General features: G+C 61.3%; 17 protein-coding genes and 1 pseudogene. 9 read left to right on the top strand and 9 right to left on the bottom strand.

Going from position 1 to position 17,419, the window contains the following annotated elements; all coding sequences use genetic code 11:
• Positions 1-80 precede the first annotated feature (80 nt).
• From L9059_RS12440 to L9059_RS12430, 3 genes are read left to right on the top strand one after another with little or no spacing between them, the layout of a single operon-like run.
• Positions 81-794, top strand: a complete 714-nt coding sequence (locus tag L9059_RS12440; protein WP_247291242.1) for an ABC transporter permease — start codon at positions 81-83, stop codon at positions 792-794.
• Positions 795-799: 5 nt separating this feature from the next.
• Positions 800-1,498: an ABC transporter permease gene (locus L9059_RS12435; protein ID WP_247291486.1), complete on the top strand. Its 699-nt coding sequence runs from the start codon at positions 800-802 to the stop codon at positions 1,496-1,498.
• Positions 1,498-2,505 carry a DMT family transporter gene (locus tag L9059_RS12430; protein WP_247291240.1) on the top strand — a complete coding sequence of 336 codons (1,008 nt, stop codon included), beginning with the start codon at positions 1,498-1,500 and terminating at the stop codon, positions 2,503-2,505. The genes L9059_RS12435 and L9059_RS12430 overlap by 1 nt, the downstream gene beginning before the upstream one ends.
• Here L9059_RS12430 and L9059_RS12425 read toward each other — a convergent pair.
• Positions 2,461-2,946: pseudogene (locus L9059_RS12425) on the bottom strand (TetR/AcrR family transcriptional regulator); the annotation flags it as partial. The gene L9059_RS12430 and the pseudogene L9059_RS12425 sit on opposite strands and share 45 nt — an antisense overlap.
• 163 nt (positions 2,947-3,109) lie before the next feature.
• Between L9059_RS12425 and L9059_RS12420 the strand changes: the two are divergent.
• Positions 3,110-4,126: a M14 family zinc carboxypeptidase gene (locus L9059_RS12420; RefSeq protein ID WP_247291237.1), complete on the top strand. Its 1,017-nt coding sequence runs from the start codon at positions 3,110-3,112 to the stop codon at positions 4,124-4,126.
• 155 nt (positions 4,127-4,281) lie between these two features.
• On the top strand, positions 4,282-5,310 hold the full coding sequence (locus L9059_RS12415; protein WP_247291235.1) for an AbrB family transcriptional regulator: 1,029 nt from the start codon (positions 4,282-4,284) through the stop codon (positions 5,308-5,310).
• Between the two features lie 157 nt (positions 5,311-5,467).
• On the opposite strand, the gene L9059_RS12410 is transcribed toward L9059_RS12415, so the two are convergent.
• Entirely contained in the window at positions 5,468-6,247 is a 780-nt protein-coding gene (locus L9059_RS12410) for an alpha/beta hydrolase (protein ID WP_247291233.1), read from the bottom strand.
• 91 nt (positions 6,248-6,338) lie between these two features.
• On the opposite strand from L9059_RS12410, the gene L9059_RS12405 reads away from it, so the two are divergent.
• The 3 genes from L9059_RS12405 (at position 6,339) to L9059_RS12395 (ending at position 7,829) form a co-directional block, all read left to right on the top strand.
• Entirely contained in the window at positions 6,339-6,641 is a 303-nt protein-coding gene (locus tag L9059_RS12405) for a hypothetical protein (protein WP_247291231.1), read from the top strand.
• 23 nt (positions 6,642-6,664) lie between these two features.
• Positions 6,665-6,904, top strand: a complete 240-nt coding sequence (locus L9059_RS12400; protein WP_247291229.1) for a hypothetical protein — start codon at positions 6,665-6,667, stop codon at positions 6,902-6,904.
• A gap of 61 nt (positions 6,905-6,965) precedes the next feature.
• Positions 6,966-7,829 carry an aldo/keto reductase gene (locus L9059_RS12395; protein ID WP_247291485.1) on the top strand — a complete coding sequence of 288 codons (864 nt, stop codon included), beginning with the start codon at positions 6,966-6,968 and terminating at the stop codon, positions 7,827-7,829.
• A 24-nt stretch (positions 7,830-7,853) separates the two neighbouring features.
• On the opposite strand, the gene L9059_RS12390 is transcribed toward L9059_RS12395, so the two are convergent.
• From L9059_RS12390 to L9059_RS12365, 6 genes are all read right to left on the bottom strand, one after another.
• Entirely contained in the window at positions 7,854-10,022 is a 2,169-nt protein-coding gene (locus tag L9059_RS12390) for a TonB-dependent siderophore receptor (RefSeq protein ID WP_247291227.1), read from the bottom strand.
• 216 nt (positions 10,023-10,238) lie between these two features.
• Positions 10,239-10,652: a heme-binding protein gene (locus tag L9059_RS12385; protein WP_247291225.1), complete on the bottom strand. Its 414-nt coding sequence runs from the start codon at positions 10,650-10,652 to the stop codon at positions 10,239-10,241.
• Positions 10,649-11,890 (bottom strand): glycolate oxidase subunit GlcF, encoded by a 1,242-nt coding sequence (glcF, locus tag L9059_RS12380; protein WP_247291223.1) that lies wholly within the window; start codon positions 11,888-11,890, stop codon positions 10,649-10,651. The genes L9059_RS12385 and glcF overlap by 4 nt, the downstream gene beginning before the upstream one ends.
• Before the next feature lie 3 nt (positions 11,891-11,893).
• A complete protein-coding gene (gene glcE / locus L9059_RS12375; RefSeq protein WP_247291222.1) occupies positions 11,894-12,958 on the bottom strand; it encodes a glycolate oxidase subunit GlcE in 1,065 nt (354 codons plus the stop codon).
• Positions 12,958-14,457, bottom strand: coding sequence for a glycolate oxidase subunit GlcD (glcD, locus tag L9059_RS12370; RefSeq protein WP_247291220.1), 1,500 nt, complete (start codon positions 14,455-14,457; stop codon positions 12,958-12,960). The genes glcE and glcD overlap by 1 nt, the downstream gene beginning before the upstream one ends.
• Positions 14,458-14,542: 85 nt before the next feature.
• Positions 14,543-16,306 (bottom strand): L-lactate permease, encoded by a 1,764-nt coding sequence (locus L9059_RS12365; protein ID WP_247291219.1) that lies wholly within the window; start codon positions 16,304-16,306, stop codon positions 14,543-14,545.
• 182 nt (positions 16,307-16,488) lie between these two features.
• Between L9059_RS12365 and L9059_RS12360 the strand changes: the two genes are divergently transcribed.
• Positions 16,489-16,731, top strand: a complete 243-nt coding sequence (locus tag L9059_RS12360) for a hypothetical protein (protein WP_247291218.1) — start codon at positions 16,489-16,491, stop codon at positions 16,729-16,731.
• Between the two features lie 101 nt (positions 16,732-16,832).
• On the opposite strand, the gene L9059_RS12355 is transcribed toward L9059_RS12360, so the two are convergent.
• On the bottom strand, positions 16,833-17,419 hold a 587-nt coding region (locus L9059_RS12355), incomplete at its 5' end, for an aldehyde dehydrogenase family protein (protein WP_247291217.1).

Here is a 17,419-nt window from a genome sequence, read left to right as displayed (position 1 = left end):
GAACACAAACCCTGTGGGGCGAGCCTGCTCGCGATCACAGGGGGAAGTGGTGATTTCTAGACCGCTGACTGGAGACTGAGATGCCAGCAATGTTCGATTTGATTAATTTCAGCGAAACAGGCTGGGGCAGCGCGTTGCTCAAGGGCCTGTTGATGACCCTGCAGATATCTGCAGGGGCGTTCGTGGTTGGTTTGTTTATCGGCCTGGTGGTGGCCTGTCTGAAGTTGGGTGCGCCAAAACCCATCGCTGTACTGATGCGCGGCTACACCACGCTGTTTCGTGCCATTCCAGAGTTGTTGCTGATTCTGCTGCTGTACTACGTCGGCTCCATGCTGCTCAATTCGCTGATGGCCCGAATGGGTTACGACGCGGTCAACGTCAGCGGCCCGCTGGCGGCAATCCTGGTACTGGGATTGGTGCAGGGCGCCTACGCCTCGGAGATTTTCCGCGCGGCGATCCAGGCGATTCCCTACGGCCAGATCGAAGCAGCCAGGGCGTTCGGCCTCAGCGGGTTCGGCCTGTTCCGGCGGGTCACGCTGCCGATCATGGCACCCTACGCCATGGCGGGGATGGCCAACCTGTGGATCAACCTGATCAAGGACAGCGCCTTGATCAGCGTGGTCGGCACCAATGAGCTGTTGTACACCGCCAGGCAAGGGGCGGGATCGACGCGTCACTATCTGTTGTTCTACCTCACGGCCGCGGCGATGTATTACGCCGTGACGTTGGTGTCCAACTACCTGTCGGGACGGCTGGAGCGACGTATTCGTCGCTGGATGCCTTTGGCTGAGTGAATGAAATGATTCCAGCGTGGATAGTTGAATATGCGGCACTCCTGGGCCGTGGACTGCAAACGACCATCACTATTTTGTTGATCTCGATGGTGTTCGGTTTCGCCCTGGCGGTACTGGTGGCACTGGCACGTATTTCGAAAAACAAATTCATTGCCAAGGCCAGCCTGTTTTACACCAGCGTGCTGCGGGGCACGCCGCTGCTGATCCAGATTTACATTTTCTACTACGGACTCGGCAGCCTGTTTGCACAATTCCCGCTGATCCGTGGCAGTTTTTTCTGGCCTTACCTGCGCGACGGCTATTGGTACATCGTGTTTGCCCTGGTGCTGTCGGTAGGCGCCTACGTTGGCGAGGTGATTCGTGGTGGGCTGCTGGCGGTGCCTAAGGGTGAAATGGAAGCCGCTTCGGCCTTCGGCATGACCCCGCGCCAGTCATTGTTGCGGGTGCGCCTGCCTCGGGCCATGCGCTTGCTGTTGCCGACCCTGGCCGGTGAGACCGTGATGCTGCTCAAGTCCACGGCGTTGGCCTCAACCATTGCGATCATTGACCTGCTGGGCGCGGCCAACGTAGTGCGCGCACAAACCCTGCAGGTGTATGAACCGCTGCTGCTGGTGGCCGGGGTGTATGTGTGCCTGACGTTCCTGATCGAGGCCCTATTCGCGTTCTTCGAGCGGCGCGGTACACCCGTGCGCAGATCTGCGTAATGAGTGCACCGCGCAGGGTTGATCGTTCGTTGCAGGGCATCGGCCTATGCACCTTGGGATACGCGTTCCTGGCCTTGCAGGACGCAGTGATCAAGGCGCTGGTGGCCGATTATTCAGTGGTCACCATCCTGTTCTGGCGCAGCCTGCTGGTGGTGGTTGTCTGCGTCGCGGCGGGGCGCTTGCGCCTGGTGCAAAAAGCTTGGCGTTCACCGAGCCGGCGCTTGCTGGTGGTGCGCGGCTTGCTGTCGATCATCGCCTGGGTGTTGTATTACACCGCCGCCCGCGACCTGTCGCTGGCGGAGATGACCACGCTGTATTTTTCCGCGCCGATCATGGTCACGGTGCTGGCGGCGGTGATCCTCAAGGAGCGCGCCAACGGCTGGCAATGGTTCACCCTGGTCGTTGGGTTCATCGGTGTGATCATTGCCTGCCGACCTACCCGGATGGCCGACCCGGTGCCGGTAGTGCTAACCCTGCTGGCCGCCATTTGCTGGGCGTTTACCTATATCCAGTTGCGGCAGGTAGATGACCAGACATCAGTGCTGGAGCAAATGTTGATCACCAACGTGGTGTTCGTCATCTGCATGACCCTGGCCTTGCCTTGGACCCACACGCCGGCGCCGATGCCGGCCTGGCTCGGCATGCTCGCGGCGGGCCTGGTGGGCGGTATCGGGCAGTTCCTGCTGTTTGCCAGTTTCCGTCGCGCCACGGCGACTTTGCTGGCGCCATTCGAGTACACCGGTTTGATTTGGGCGTTCCTGCTGTCGAGCCTGATCTGGGGCACCTTGATGGACGTGTCACTGATGATTGGCGCCGGGTTGATTGCGATCAGCGGCACCCTGGCGATGATTTTCGGGCGTCACGCCTCACAGGACGTCGTCGGCGCCGAATGCTCCGTTTCGCAACCCCTTTACCCAGCAACGACAGATATGCAGGCCGTTAGCGGGGCTGAAGGTTTCGGGGTTGAGGCACCACTCGATCCAGAGTCCGTCGAGCGTCGCGGATAGGCCGATAGCGGCCAGGTGAGTGTCGTGAATCACAAACCCTTCGCTGGCCGCGAGGTCATCGAGCAATTGGCGGAGCAAGTCGAGATAGGCACGGTAGCTCTTTTCGTGAGCCTGGCTGACGTGAACGGAGTGGCGGATCAGGCTCCAGAACACCACCCAGGCGCCGAGCAATTGCGGATCCATGACCCGGGGGGCAAACGAGCCGGTGAGGAAGGCGTCCATCTTCGCGGCCGGGGTGTCAGCCTGCTCTATTTCCTGCATCAGGGCACTGGTCAGTTCGCTGGCGAGTTTCTGATAAGTGTCGGCGATCAGCGCATCGATGCTGCCGAAGTGATGGTTGAGCAGGCCCACCGACACCCCAGCCTCGGTGGCGATGCGGCGCACCGAGATGCCGGCGTGGCCATCGCGCACCAGGCAACGCAGCGCGGCAGCCACGAGCATTTCACGGCGCTCGTCGGGTTCGGTGCGGCGGTTTTTCGCAGGGGCACGGGTCACAGGTAAGTCCTTGGAGTCAGTTATACGTTGCCGAGCTTAGTTGAACGTCTGTTCAATCACCAGTGGCGATGTATTGGTTTTCTAGCGGTCGTGACGGGAGGACAAGCGGATGGCGCAGGATATTTCGTTCAATGTTCGCAACAACAACGGTGACCCGTTGCGGGTGGGGGCCTGGCGTTACCAGGGGGATGGCAGCGGCCCCAAGGTGCACCTGCAAGCCGGGGTGCATGCCGATGAAATTGCCGGCATGCTGGTGCTGCACCTGTTGATGCAGCGCCTGCAGGTTGCCGAAGCTCAAGGTCTGCTCAGGAGCCAGGTGACGGTGGTGCCCCAGGCCAATCCCCTGGGCATAGGCCAGTTTCGTCAGGGGCGCCTGCTGGGTCGTTTTCACGACGCCACAGGGCATAACTTCAATCGTGGTTTTGACCAGTCGGCTGCCCTGCAACAGCCCTCGACCAATGTGCAGGAGTGGCAGAAAGCCATGGTGCAACTGGCCGCTAATGCCGATGTGATGCTCGACCTGCACACCGATGACGAGGCACTGCCGTACCTCTACGTGCACCGCAGCTTCGCACCACAGGGCCGTAAACTGGCGGCAGCGATGAAGATGGACGTAGCGATCATCTGGGATGATGGCGGCGATGGTTCTTTCGAGGAAACCATTATTGCGCCCTGGCTGCGCGATGGCCTCAACAGCCGCAATATGGCGGCAACCCTGGAGTTGCGCGGGCAGGGCGATGTCAGTGACCGCCTCGCCGAACAGGATGCCCAGGGGCTTTACGCCTGGCTGTGCAGCTACGGGGCCATTGATGAGGCGCTGACTCCAGCTGACTGGCCGGTACAAACCCTGGAAATGGGACAGATGGAAACCATCCTCGCACCGACGCCCGGGGTATTGATCCTGGAAAAACAGCTGGGGGATTTCGTCGAGGAAGGCCAGCGCTTTGCCAGGATCCTGCCTCGGCCCGGTGATCCGTCAACCGAAGTGGTGTTGTTCGCCGAGCAGGCGGGGCGCATGGTCACCTGCTATCGCGATCGACTGATTGGCCAAGGTATGGTGGTGGCGAAATTCACTGGCACGCGTATTTCCCGTCATTGGCGCGGCGGTTTGCTGGACCCCAACTGATCGCCTGTTTACACGGGGTAAAAACGCCGCTCGGCAGCGAGCGGCGTTTTTGCATACGGCGTTTTTTACTTGACGCTGCACAAGGATCAGTGGGAAAAAGCGCAAACACGGCAAGATTGGATCCAAAATAGCAGGTCTGGAATTAAGGGCGATTCATGAAAACGCTTTTGTGCTTGCTGGTTGCCGCCACTGTCGGCGCCGTGCTTGAGTGGGTCGGCGTACCCCAGGGTTTGTTGCTTGGCTCGATCCTGGCGACCGCGATCATTGTTGCAAAGTCGGGCTTTGCGCCCACCCTGCGCTTTGGCCTGGGTTATGTACAAGTCGCCTTGGGAATCGCCACTGGGCTGATGTTCCAGGCCTGGGACAGCAACACGGCCGTCGCCCTGTTACCCAGCCTCGGTCTATTGCTGTTATGCCTGACGGCGCAGATCGTCGTGGCCGGGTTCTGGTTATGCAAAGTCTCCGGTTGGAACCTCAAGGATTCGCTGCTGGCGGTCTACCCGGGTGCGCTCGCGGCGGTGTTCGATTTGCTGGAATCCGAGCGGGCATCGAGCAAGGTGATCGTGGTGCACCTGGTGCGCTTGCTGTTCATCACCGTACTGGTGAGTCTTTGTGTGACCGGGAAAACCGCGATAAGCGCTGGCGACAGCAGTCCCTGGCTGGTGAGCACGCTGTTGATCCTGCTCTCGCTGATCGCCCTGTGCCTGGCGCTCGGTCGCTTGCTTCTGCGCTTTGGAGTACCGGCGCCGTTCATGCTTACGGCCATCGTACTGACCGGCGTCTACGTCCGGTCGGGTTATCTCCCGGGTTTCCACATGCCGCAATGGAGCATCGACGTTGCCTCGGTGCTGCTTGGGGTGTTGATCGGCGCGAAATTCAGCGACATCAGCCTCAAGGAACTGTTAAGCCACGGCCGGTCCGGAGTGATGTCGGTGGGGCTGATGTTGCTGGTGGCGGCTGGCTTTGCCGCAGTGGCGTGGCAGATCCTGGGCAGTGACACGTTGACGTTATGGCTGGCGTACATGCCGGGCGCGATCGAAACCATTTCTATCGTTGCGTTCAGCGGCGGGCTGAATGTCGTGTTCATTCTGTCCCATCATCTGGTGCGGATGGTTGTGCTGCATTTTGCCCCTGCATTGCTGATCCAGGCGCGACGTTGGCGCGAGAGTGCTGATCGAGGTTGATGAGACTAGGCTTGCATCTCTACATATCAGGCGACCTACATTATCAAGAAGGACCCTTCGTTGGTGAAGATCGTTGCTGACCTAGGTTATGCGATGAAGGAGCCAGTGCATGTTGGGTTTATCCAGCATGCACGCGTCAGGGTTGAGGTACTCAAGTTCACAAAGCATCCCCTAGCAGCCTGAGGTAATCGGCACTGTCGGAAATCGAATTATGCCCCACCCCCGGTATCACCTTGAGCACCGCTACCCCCGGAGCGAAATGCTCGAACAGCCGCAGGGTACCCGATCGCGCAATGACCTCGTCATTCTCGGCCGCCATCAACAAAGTCGGCACACGGATCCCCCGGGCATATCGCCAGGATTCAAAGCGATCCTGCAACAGCCACCGCACCGGAAAGATCGGAAACTGCCGTGCCGCGAGCTCCTCAAGACTGTTATAGGGCGTGATCAATACCAGGCGCGAGGCCGGGCGCTGGCTGGCCAGGCGCACCGCGACACCGGAACCCAGGCTTCGGCCGACCAGCGTCACCTGCGGGTGCCTGGCGTAAACCTCGTCGAACAACGCCAGGGCATCTTGCGCAATTACGTCTTCGGACGGCGCGCCCGAGCTGCCGCCATATCCGCGGTAATGCATAAAATACAAGGCATGGTCGGCAAATGCGGGTGAAAACGACGGCAGGTTGCGCGACACATCCTCGGCGTTACCACCGAAATAGATCAACGCCTTGGGTCCCTCGTGCTCACGCACCGAGACCAGTACCTGCGCGTCGGGACGCGACAGCGTCAACAGCGAACTCTCCACCGCCCGGGGTTGCGGGTAGTAGATGAGGGCGCGCTGCAAGACCCACAGCGCCACACAGAGCGCCAGGTACAGGGCGATGATGCCTGCGGTGATCATCAGGATGCGCGACATTCGGCTAAGGTTAGTGAGCGGCATTGACGACTCAAGGGTGGAAAATGGCGATCCTTTTATCGCTGTCGCAGTGTAGTCGATTGGCCACGTGGCGCGCTGGTCCTGGAGGGAAGCGATGCCCATTGCGCTGAAATCGCTGAGTGTTCGGCCCGAGGAACGAGCTGCATTGGTGCTGGGTTTTACCTTCCATTTTTGTGTGCTCGCCAGTTATTACCTGGTCCGGCCTCTGCGTGATGCCCTGGGCCTGGTGGGCGGGGCAGACCAGTTGCAGTGGCTGTTCAGCGTGACCTTCGTGGTGATGCTGCTGGTGCCGTTCTACGGTGCGCTGGTATCCCGATTGCCGGCCACGCGTTTCGTCCCCTTGATCTACCGGCTGATTGCGGTTTCATTGCTGCCGGTGGCACCCTGGGCAGCTTGATCGGGCCGCTGCTGGCCGCGAACATGGCTGTGCGCATGGGCCCGATGGCGCTGGCGGCGGCTTTGCTGCTGGAGGTTGCTGTGCGTTGCTACCGGGCGCTGCTCAGGCGCACGGTGTCGCGTACCGGTAGCCGATCACCGGACGATAAAAGATTGGGCGCCAGCATGTTGGCTGGCATCACCCTTATCCTGCGTTCGCGCTACCTGTTGGGACTGGTGGTGTTCATGTTGCTGCACACCAGCGCCGACCTTTTTGTACTTTGAACAGGGCCGGATCGTCGTGGGCAGCTACGCTGATGTGGCGACCGTCTTAGCGTTCTCGGCGATGGCCCTGGCGCAAGCGCCGCCGATCGCCACAGGAGGCAAGAACATGCAGACCCGAGGCATTCCTTCCAGCGCCGAGCTGCTGCCCATCGTCGGGTTGGGCACTTATCGCGGCTTCGATGTCGCCCCTGCGGCCCCAGCGTACAAGCAACTGCCCGCCGTACTCGACGCACTGTTCGTGAAGGGCGGGACGCTGATCGACAGCTCGCCGATGTACGGTCGGGCCGAGCAGACCACCGGTGAGTTGCTGTCGATCCACCAACCGCGCTCGCCGGCTTTCCTGGCGACCAAGGTATGGACCCGTGGCCGCGAAGAAGGCATCGCGCAGATGGAACAATCATTCAAGCTGCTGCAAACCGACCGGATCGACCTGATGCAGATCCACAACCTGCTGGATTGGAAAACCCATCTGCCAACTTTGCGCGAATGGAAAGAGCAAGGGCGCATTCGTTACATCGGGATCACCCATTACACCGCGTCGGCCTATGACGAAGTGGAGGCGGTGCTCAGGGCTGAAAAGCTCGACTTCCTGCAGATCAATTACGCCCTGGACGACCGCGCAGTTGAAAAGCGCATTCTGCCGCTGTGCCGCGAACGTGGCGTGGCGGTGATCTGCAACAGGCCGTTTGGCGGTGGTGGCTTGATTGCGCGCCTGAAGGGTAAACCCCTTCCTGGCTGGGCTTCGCAGGTGCAGGTCAATAGCTGGCCGCAGCTGGCGCTGAAGTTTCTGCTGTCGCATTCGGTGGTCACCTGCGTGATTCCAGGGACCGGGAACCCGCGTTACATGGCGGATAATGCCGCGGCCGGATTCGGCCCGATGCTGACCGGGGCACAGCGTGAGCAGTTGATTGATCTGGTGGGTTGAGGGCAAAAATAGCCCCCACCCTTTTCAGAAATTGACTGAAGCACTCAAGCGCGCCGTCAGTGGCGCGCCCTGGAATACGTAGTCATCGCCCATGTATTCCCCGGCATCCCGCCAGTAATGCTTGTCGAACAGGTTGTCCACGGTCAGGCGAAACACCGTCTCGTAGCCATCGATACGCGTGCTGAAGCGGCTGCCAACATTGAAGATCGCATAGGCTCCGGTTTCCACCTCGCCGACCTGGCTCGCGTATTTGCTGGCGCTGTACTGCACGCCACCGAGCAAAGCCAGGCCCTCCATCCAGGGCAACGCATAGTCGCCGGACAGACTGGCGCGCAAGGTTGGCACATTGATCGTCTGGTGACCTTCATAAGCCGCCGTTCCCGTGCCGCTGACCCGCGAACGAATCGCCGCGACACTGGCACTGATCTGCAGGCGTTGTGTCGCCCAGCCATTGGCGGACAGCTCCAGGCCAGTGTTCTTCTGTTCGCCCTGTTGAGCGAAGGTGAAAGTGCCGTCTTCATTGGGGCGGGAATACTGATAGGCCTGACGAGTCTGAAACAGCGCCGCGCCCAGGTTGATGCGGTGCCCATCATACTTGACCCCGGCCTCGATCTGCCGTGACACCGTCGGCGCGAGAATTTCAAAGGCGTTGGTGGTAAACCACGCCGCCTCGCCGCCCAGGGACAGGCCTTTGCTGTAGCGGGTGTAGAGCGACAAATTCTGCACCGGCTTGTAGATCAGCGCAGCCTGAGGCAGGAACTCGTAGCGGCGGGTATGGCGAGTGGTTTCGCCCTGGCTGTCGAAGGTTTCCTCGTCCAGGCGCACCGCGCGCCCGCCCAGTACGGTTTGCCATTGCTGGTTGAAGCTGATCCGGTCATTGAAAAACAACCCATACTGCCGGCTGTCCAGGCGTCGCCGGGAGTCATTGATCGGGCCTTCATAACGCGCGAAGTCCGCAGGCTCGCGGTCAATATTGGCGCTGCCGATCATCACGTTGATTGGGTCGCGCTTGTCCACGACCCGGCGGAATGCGCTGGTGCCCACGGTCAGTTCATGGCCCAGGCCTGCAATGTCGAAGTGCCCGCTGAGGATCGCCTGCAGCTCGTCGTTGCGGCGGGTATCGTCGGGGCTGCGAAAATCGTAAATATCGTAGTCACCCTCCGGGCTGAAGTAATTCGGCACTGTGGCGTCGGAACAGCTGGCTGCACCGTAGCAACCCCAGGCGAACGAGCTGTAGTCGTCGATCACTACCCGGCTGCGCGAAGCACTGATGTCGGTTTTCCAGACATCACTGAAACGGTATTCGAACTTGCCATTGAGATTCAGCGCATCGGTGCTGACGGGATTGGCACCGCTCTGGTGGGCCAGCAGTTTTTTCGGCGAAGCATGGTGCGGCAATTGTGTACCCCCCAGCAGCTGGTAACCCGGCGCTGAGCGCTGCTCCCGGGTCTGGTATTCGGCGTCCAGCTGCAATAGCGCATCGGGGCTGATGTACCAGTCAAAGGCCAGAGAGGCGAAATCCCGCTGGCCGTTGGCATGTTCCACATAGGAATGGATATCTTCATGGGCCAGGTTGGCACGCAGGCCGAACTGCTGCTCGCTGCCGAAGAACCCGCCGACATCGGTTGCCAGGTAGCCGCTGCCGCGGTCATCGGTGGAAACCGTTACCTGGCGCACTTCGGTCGGCCGCTTGGTCACGTAGTTGACCAGTCCACCGGGCTCGGAGACTCCGCTCTCCAGGCCTGACAGGCCCTTGAGCAACTCCACCTGCTGCTTGTTTTCCAGCCCGACGTTTTGCTCGCCTGTGATGGTGCGGCCGTTGATCCTGTAGCTGCTGGCGGAATTCAGCGAGAAGCCGCGAACCGAGAAGTTCTCGTAATAGCCGACCGGCGCATAGGCTTGACCCACGGAGGCGTCATTGCTCAGCACTTCGCTGAGTAGGCGTGCCTGTTGATCCTTGATCAGGGCATCGTTGATTACCGTCACTGACGCCGGGGTGTCGAGTAGCGCCGTCGAGTCGAAACCGCTGACCGATGCACTGTCGGCCTGATAGCCGGAGGTGTCTTCGCCGGTGACGGTGAGCGCCGGCAACTCGGTGTCGGCCGCCAGCGCGGTACTGGCCGATAGCAGGCCCAAGGTTAGTAAATTGAGGGCGGACAAGCCCTGGTGCCCTGTCCGGTAAAGCCTGTCCATGCATACTCCTCGACGTCTGACCCGCGCTCAAAGCGCGCCATCATACAGAGGACGTATCCTGGTCGGTGATTGTTAATGTCGGCACCGGTTGATCTTGTCGTGGGCGTCATAGTCGTAGAGTCCGAGCGGTTCCAGGGTGACGTCCCTGGCGGTCAGGCGGGGCATCGGCAGGTTTCCTCCGGGTCGATAAATTCAACATAGGGGGCTTTGGCTTGATCAGGCGTTAGGGTTGCCCAGGCACTGCGCGCCGGCCTTGGCAATCTGCGCATCCTGCTCGGCCTTGACGCCAGACACCCCGACCGCGCCAATTACCTGGCCATCGACGAAAATCGGTACGCCACCCTCCAGAGACGTCAGCAAGGGCGCCGAGAGAAACGCATGCCGCCCGCCATTGACCATGTCCTCATAGCCTTTTGACTCCCGCCGACCCAGCGCTGCAGTGCGGGCCTTTTCCGTGGCGATGTAGGCGCTGATCGCGGCGGCGCCGTCGAGGCGCTCCAGGGCCAGCGGATGGCCGCCGTCATCAACCACGGCAATGGTCACTGCCCATTGATGGTTCAAGGCTTCAGTGCGTGCGGCGGCGAGGATCTGGCTGACCTCGACCTGGCTCAAAACGAATTTGCTGTTCATGGTGATACTCCAGTACGGGTCGCGGGCAGTGCCGCTTCGACCAGTTCGATCCAGTGCCTGACCGGGGTGCGGCCGGCGCCGTCCAGGTGCGTCTGGCAGCCGATATTGGCGGTGGCAATCACCTCGGGGTGCCCACTTTCCAGGGCATTGAGTTTGTTGTCACGCAGTTGTCGGGCCAGTACTGGCTGGGTCACCGAATAGGTGCCTGCCGAGCCGCAGCACAGATGGCTGTCCGGCACGGCGGTCAGGTTGAAACCCAGGCGCATCAGCACCGCCTCGACCGCGCCCCCGAGTTTCTGCGCGTGTTGCAAGGTGCAAGGGCAGTGGAACGCCAGGCGTTGCTCGGCCTGGACCCCAAGGGTTTCCAACGGTTCGTCGCGCAACACTTCAACCAGGTCCCTGGCCATCGCACTGACTTTCTGTGCCTTGGCAGCATAGGCCGGATCAGTGCATAGCAGGTGCCCGTAGTCCTTGATGAACGCGCCGCAGCCGCTGGCAGTCTGCACAATCGCCTCGGCGCCATTCTCGATGCTCGGCCACCACGCATCGATGTTTCGACGGGCGCGATCAAGTCCTGCGGCCTGGGCGTCGAGGTGATAATCCACCGCGCCGCAGCACCCGGCCTCGCTGCTTGGGGTGATGCTGATGCCCAGGCGGTCCAGCACCCGTGCTGCCGCTGCATTGGTATTGGGCGACAACCCCGGCTGCACGCAGCCTTCGAGCATCAGCACCTGTCGGGCATGGCGCGAAGTCGGTCGGGCTTTTGCCGGCCAGGCACTGCGTGGCAACTTGGCGCGTAGCGTGTCCGGCAGCAGTGCCCGGAACACCTGGCCGCTGCTGACCAGGCTCTTGAACAGCCCCGTATTGGGCACGACGTTGCGCAGGCCCTCGCGCAACAGGCGCTGTCCGAGGGAGCGCGGTACCGCTGCATCGACCACCGCGCGGCCAATGTCCAGCAAATTGTGGTAATCCACGCCGGAGGGGCAGGTGGTTTCGCAGTTGCGGCAGGACAGGCAGCGGTCCAGGTGCAGCTGGGTCTTGCGTGTGACTTCGTGGCCTTCCAGTACTTGCTTGATCAGGTAGATTCGTCCGCGCGGCCCATCCAGCTCGTCGCCGAGCAGTTGGTAGGTCGGGCAGGTGGCATTGCAGAAACCGCAGTGCACGCAAGTGCGCAGAATGCTTTCGGCTTCTTCGGCGCGGGGCAACTGGCGGGCCTGTTCGCTCAACGTGGTTTGCATGGCTCAGAGCTCCGCGTACAGGCGACCGGGGTTGAAAATACCCTGGGGGTCGAGTTGCTGCTTGAGGTTGCGGTGGTAGCGCATAAGGGCCGCCGGCAGTGGCTGGAACGGGCTATCGATCAAACCATGGCTGTAGCAGGTCACGTGCCCGCCGACCTCGCTGGCCACCTGGCGAATGAACGCGGCCTCAGCGTCAGATTTGAGCCAGCGCTGGGCGCCGCCCCAGTCGATTAATTGCAGCCCCGGCAGGGACAGGCGCGGGGTGTTGTGCGGTACGGACAGGCGCCACAGCGGTTGATCCTCATCAAAAAAACTCAACCGGTGTTCGTTGAGATCGGCCCAGTATTCGGCGCTCAACAACTCTCCGCCCATACGGTCGTGGGCTGCGGCCACCGAGCCTTCACCGCCCTCCAGACGCAGGTGCAGACGTGTGCCATCGTGGCAGGCGGCGCTGATCGGCAATGGCTGCTGGCCCCATTCGCTGAGGCGGTTGAGGGCGCGTTCGGCGTCCAGCTCCAGGCTGATGCTCAGGCATTGCCGGGGCTTGGGCAGGACCTTGAGCGACACCTCGGTCACTACCCCAAGGGATCCGTAGCTGCCGGTCATCAGGCGCGACAGGTCATAGCCGGCGACGTTCTTCATCACTTCGCCACCGAAGCGCAGATGCTTGCCGTGACCGGTGATCACCCGGGTGCCGAGGACAAAGTCACGCACCGAGCCTGACCAGGGGCGTCGCGGACCCGACAACCCACAGGCAATCATGCCGCCGACGGTTGCGCCCTCACCGAAAGACGGCGGTTCACAGGGCAGCATCTGCTGCGCGGCGGCCAGCACTTCAACCAGTTCAGCCAAAGGCGTGCCGCAGCGCGCGGTGATGACCAGCTCGGTCGGATCGTAGCTGACGATGCCCCGGTGGGCGCGTGTGTCGAGTACTTCACCGGCCGTGATGCACCCCAGGAACGCCTTGCTGTTAGAGCCCTGGATTCGCAGTGGGGTCGCGCCCTGCAGCGCCTGGTTGACTTGCTCAAGCAGTGCGGCGCTGTCATCGACGTCATCTTCGTGGCGCATCAGAAACGCTCCAGCTCGGGGAAGGGCAGTTGCCCCATGTGCACGTGCAGCGCGCCGAACTCGGCACAGCGGTGCAAGGTAGGGATGTTCTTGCCGGGGTTGAGCAGGCCGCCGGGATCGAACGCCGCCTTGACCGCATGGAACAGCGTCAGTTCGTCACTGTTGAACTGGGCGCACATCTGATTGATCTTTTCGCGGCCGACGCCATGTTCACCGGTGATGCTGCCGCCGACTTTCACGCACAGCTCGAGAATCTTGCCCCCCAGTGCCTCGGCCCGATCGAGCTCCCCCGGTTGATTGGCATCGAACAGGATCAAGGGGTGCATGTTGCCGTCGCCGGCATGGAACACATTGGCCACGCGCAGGCCGTATTCGGCAGACAAGCCGGCGATCGCCTGCAGCACGCCGGGCAACTCCCGACGCGGTATGGTTCCGTCCATGCAGTAGTAGTCCGGCGACAGTCGCCCGACCGCCGGGAAGGCGTTCTTGCGCCCGGCCCAGAAACGCACGCGTTCGGCTTCGTCCCTGGCCTGGCGCACTTCGGTAGCTCCGGCCTTTTCCAGCACCTGACGGACCCGGTCGCAGTCGTCGTGGACATCGGCTTCGACGCCATCGAGCTCGCACAGCAGGATGGCTTCGGCATCCACCGGGTAGCCGGCATGGATGAAGTCTTCAGCGGCGCGGATGGCCAGGTTGTCCATCATTTCCAGGCCCCCGGGAATGATGCCGGCACCAATGATGTCGCCCACCGCGCGGCCGGCTTTCTCGACCGAGTCAAAAGCTGCCAACAGCACTTTGGCGGTTTGTGGTTTGGGTAGCAGCTTGACCGTCACTTCGGTGATGACGCCGAGCATGCCTTCGGACCCGGTGAACAGCGCAAGCAGATCGAAGCCCGGTGAGTCCAGGGCATCGGATCCCAGGCTCAGGTGTTCGCCCTCGACCGTGAGGATGTCGACCTTGATCAGATTGTGCACGGTCAAGCCGTACTTCAGGCAATGCACGCCTCCGGCGTTTTCGGCGACATTGCCGCCGATGGAGCAGGCGATCTGCGACGAAGGATCTGGGGCGTAGTACAGGCCAAACGGCGCCGCAGCCTGGGAAATCGCCAGGTTGCGCACACCCGGCTGGACTCGCGCGGTGCGGGCTGCAGGGTCGATGTGCAGGATATTGTTGAAGCGCGCCATCACCAGCAGCACGCCTTTTTCCAGGGGCAATGCACCGCCGGATAACCCGGTGCCTGCCCCCCGGGCAACCACCGGAACTTGCATCTCATGGCACAGCTTGAGCACCCCTTGGACTTCGTCAAGGTGACTCGGCAGCACTACCAGCAGCGGCGTGGTGCGATACGCCGAGAGACCATCGCATTCATACGGCTTGAGCTCTTCCTTCTGATGCAGTACTTCCAGTTCCGGCAGGCGCGCATTCAGCGCCTGCAGCAGTGCCGATCGGTCGACCTGCGGCAGCACGCCATCGACGCGTTCATCGTAGAGAATGTTCATAGTCGCTTTACGATACTCCGTTCATGAACGCCCGGGCGGCGGCCCGGGCAGATAGACCAGAAGCGGGACAACCGGCCGATCCTGCTTAATGTCCACCCACGACCATGTGACTGAATGGCGCCACGTACGCCTGCAACGTCACCAGTCCTCCGACCAGAATCGCCAGGATGATGGAGTGGAAGAATACGTACCGCAGGATTTCCCCTTCATGGCCATACCAGCGAGTCGCGGTAGAGGCCACCACGATCGACTGCGCGTCGACCATCTTGCCCATGACCCCACCGGAACTGTTGGCGGCCGCCATCAGTACCGGACTGAGTCCCAGTTGTTCGGCAGTGACCCGCTGCAGACCGCCAAACAGCACGTTCGACGCCGTGTCGGAACCCGTCAGCGCCACGCCGAGCCAGCCGAGCAGGGTGCCGAACATGGGGTAGAAAATCCCCGTGGCGGCAAACGCCAGGCCCATCGTTGCATCCAGGCCGGAATAGCGGGTGAGAAAGCCCAGGGCGAGCATCGCGACTATGGTGATCAGCGAATAGCGCACCACCCAGATGGTGCGCAGGTACTGCTTGACCAATTGCGGAATCGAATAGCCCATCAGCAGCCCACCCAGGATCGCTGCCAGCAGGATGCCGCTGCCAGTGCTGGTCAGCCAAGTGAACTTGTAGAGGGCGTCTTCGGCTTTCGGCGCAGGCACCACTGGCGGGACTTTCTCGATTTGCTGGTGGAGGGTGCCGAAGGTAATCACCGGGGCGAAGATCGGGTTGGCCTCGCGTAGCGGTTTGCCTTGCGGATCGAGCTTTGCCGATTGGGTGACAGGATCAATGGCCGGACGGGTATCGAACAGGTTCTTGAAACCCTGGGTGCCCCAAGCAAATACAAACACGGTGAGGATGATCCACGGCATCCATGCACGCATCACGGCGGATTTGGCATCCTTACCAAATGCGGCGCTGGCAACGGGTTTTTCGTCGTGCTCGACGTCAATCTTCGAATTGTCGACACGACCGGACAGGGCTGCGGAGGTGTGCACGCTGGCCGGTTTCCACACCCTGAGAAAGCCGGTCAGGCAGGCCATGGAAATCAGGGCGGCGATCACGTCCACCAACATCGGGCCATGGTAGTTGGACACCAGGAACTGCGGCACAGCGAAGCTGACCCCGGCGACCAGGATCGCCGGCCAGATCTCCAGCATCTTGCGCCACCCGGCAAACGCCCAGATCAACCAGAACGGTACGATCACCGAGAAAAACGGCAGTTGCCGACCGACCATCATCGACAACTCCATTTCATCCAGGCCGGTGACCTTGGCGAGCGTGATGATTGGCGTGCCCAGGGCGCCGAAGGCGACCGGGGCGGTGTTGGCGATCAGCGCCAGGCCGGACGCCGCCAGTGGCGAGAAACCCAGGCCTATCAGAATCGCCCCGGTCACTGCCACCGGCGTACCGAAACCTGCCGCGCCTTCAAAAAAGGCTCCAAAACAGAAGGCGATCAGCAGCAGTTGCAGGCGACGATCGTCGGTAATCCGCGCCAGGGAGTCTTGCAGAACTTTGAACGAGCCATTTTCGGTGGTCAGCCGGTGCAGGAAAATGATGTTGAGTACGATCCAGCCAATCGGCAACAAACCGTTGGCGGCACCATAAAGTGCCGCAGAGCCCGCCATGTTGGCCGGCATCCCAAAGGCGAAGATCGCGATGACCAAGGCTGAACCAAGAGCGAGCAGGGCCGCCAGGTGCGCCTTGATATGGAAGAACGCCAGGGCCGCGAGCATCACCACCACCGGCACGGCGGCCATGAGGGTGGAAATGACCGGGTTGTTGAACGGATCGTAGACTTGCTGCCAGACCATGTTCCACCTCTGCTTTTTATTGTTGGATGTGCAGACCCCGAAGGGGCGGTGGCTTCCAGTATAGGTGGCATTGCGTCGCTGTCAGGCCGTGCTTTTCAGGCATTTTGACGAATCATTTTGGTGCGCTGGCGTGAGCTAAGATCAGTACTGACTTGAAACTCATCGACCGGAGGATAGCCGTCATGACAGAGCGCCATTTGGAACATAAGGAGACGCTGTCGAATGGATGTTCGATTGTGGTCAGGGCGGAAATTTTGCGCGACGGTTCGTTGAAGATGTTTATCGGAGTCTACCGTCCGGACGGAGTGCCAGTTTCCGAGGACCATGATCCACGACCGCACTTGTTGGACATGGAAGCGGCGCTGGATTGGGGTGTGGATATCGCGAAGGGGATCGGCAATGGGCAGAGGACGTTGGGGCCTTGAGGACGCCATCGCTGGCAAGCCAGCTCCCACAGGATTTGTGGTTGACCACAGAGTTGGGTACGCCCCAACCCTTGTGGGAGCTGGCTTGTCAGCGATGCTTTTTAGTGCTTGAACATCACATGCCGCACCACGGTGTAGTCCTCCAGCCCATACATCGACATGTCCTTGCCGTACCCGGACAATTTCTGACCGCCATGGGGCATTTCGCTGACCAGCATGAAGTGCGTATTGACCCAGGTGCAGCCATATTGCAGACGCGCCGACAGGCGATGCGCACGGCCGACGTCGGCGGTCCACACCGATGACGCCAGGCCGTAGTCCGAGTCGTTGGCCCAGCCCAGCACCTGGGCTTCGTCACTGAACTTGGTTACCGAGACCACCGGCCCGAACACTTCGCGGCGGACGATCTCGTCATCCTGTTGAGCGTCCGCCAGCACCGTCGGTTCGAAGAAAAAACCGTTGCCGTCCACCGCCTTGCCACCGGTGATCAGGCGGATGTGCGATTGTGCTACGGCGCGCTCGACGAAGCCGGCCACGCGGTCACGGTGCTGCGCAGTGATTAACGGGCCGAGCTCGGTCGCCGGATCGTCCTGCAGACCGTACTTGATGCTGCTGACCGCGGCACCGAGCTTCTCGACGAACTTCTCGTAGATCCCGGCCTGGGCATAGATGCGGCAGGCTGCGGTGC

Source organism: Pseudomonas violetae (genome assembly GCF_023072615.1).
GTDB classification, from domain to species: Bacteria; Pseudomonadota; Gammaproteobacteria; order Pseudomonadales; family Pseudomonadaceae; genus Aquipseudomonas; species Aquipseudomonas violetae.
This window is presented reverse-complemented; position numbering and strand designations above follow the sequence as displayed.

Coding starts and splice junctions, on each gene's coding strand:
- glcD (WP_247291220.1), bottom strand. CDS start 14,457: ATGAACATTCTCTACGATGAACGCGTCGATGGCGTGCTGCCGCAGGTC.
- glcE (WP_247291222.1), bottom strand. CDS start 12,958: ATGCGCCACGAAGATGACGTCGATGACAGCGCCGCACTGCTTGAGCAA.
- L9059_RS12390 (WP_247291227.1), bottom strand. CDS start 10,022: ATGGACAGGCTTTACCGGACAGGGCACCAGGGCTTGTCCGCCCTCAAT.
- L9059_RS12405 (WP_247291231.1), top strand. CDS start 6,339: ATGCCCATTGCGCTGAAATCGCTGAGTGTTCGGCCCGAGGAACGAGCT.
- L9059_RS12415 (WP_247291235.1), top strand. CDS start 4,282: ATGAAAACGCTTTTGTGCTTGCTGGTTGCCGCCACTGTCGGCGCCGTG.
- L9059_RS12385 (WP_247291225.1), bottom strand. CDS start 10,652: ATGAACAGCAAATTCGTTTTGAGCCAGGTCGAGGTCAGCCAGATCCTC.
- L9059_RS12420 (WP_247291237.1), top strand. CDS start 3,110: ATGGCGCAGGATATTTCGTTCAATGTTCGCAACAACAACGGTGACCCG.
- L9059_RS12365 (WP_247291219.1), bottom strand. CDS start 16,306: ATGGTCTGGCAGCAAGTCTACGATCCGTTCAACAACCCGGTCATTTCC.
- L9059_RS12435 (WP_247291486.1), top strand. CDS start 800: ATGATTCCAGCGTGGATAGTTGAATATGCGGCACTCCTGGGCCGTGGA.
- L9059_RS12395 (WP_247291485.1), top strand. CDS start 6,966: ATGGCCCTGGCGCAAGCGCCGCCGATCGCCACAGGAGGCAAGAACATG.
- L9059_RS12360 (WP_247291218.1), top strand. CDS start 16,489: ATGACAGAGCGCCATTTGGAACATAAGGAGACGCTGTCGAATGGATGT.
- L9059_RS12440 (WP_247291242.1), top strand. CDS start 81: ATGCCAGCAATGTTCGATTTGATTAATTTCAGCGAAACAGGCTGGGGC.
- glcF (WP_247291223.1), bottom strand. CDS start 11,890: ATGCAAACCACGTTGAGCGAACAGGCCCGCCAGTTGCCCCGCGCCGAA.
- L9059_RS12430 (WP_247291240.1), top strand. CDS start 1,498: ATGAGTGCACCGCGCAGGGTTGATCGTTCGTTGCAGGGCATCGGCCTA.
- L9059_RS12410 (WP_247291233.1), bottom strand. CDS start 6,247: ATGCCGCTCACTAACCTTAGCCGAATGTCGCGCATCCTGATGATCACC.
- L9059_RS12400 (WP_247291229.1), top strand. CDS start 6,665: ATGGCTGTGCGCATGGGCCCGATGGCGCTGGCGGCGGCTTTGCTGCTG.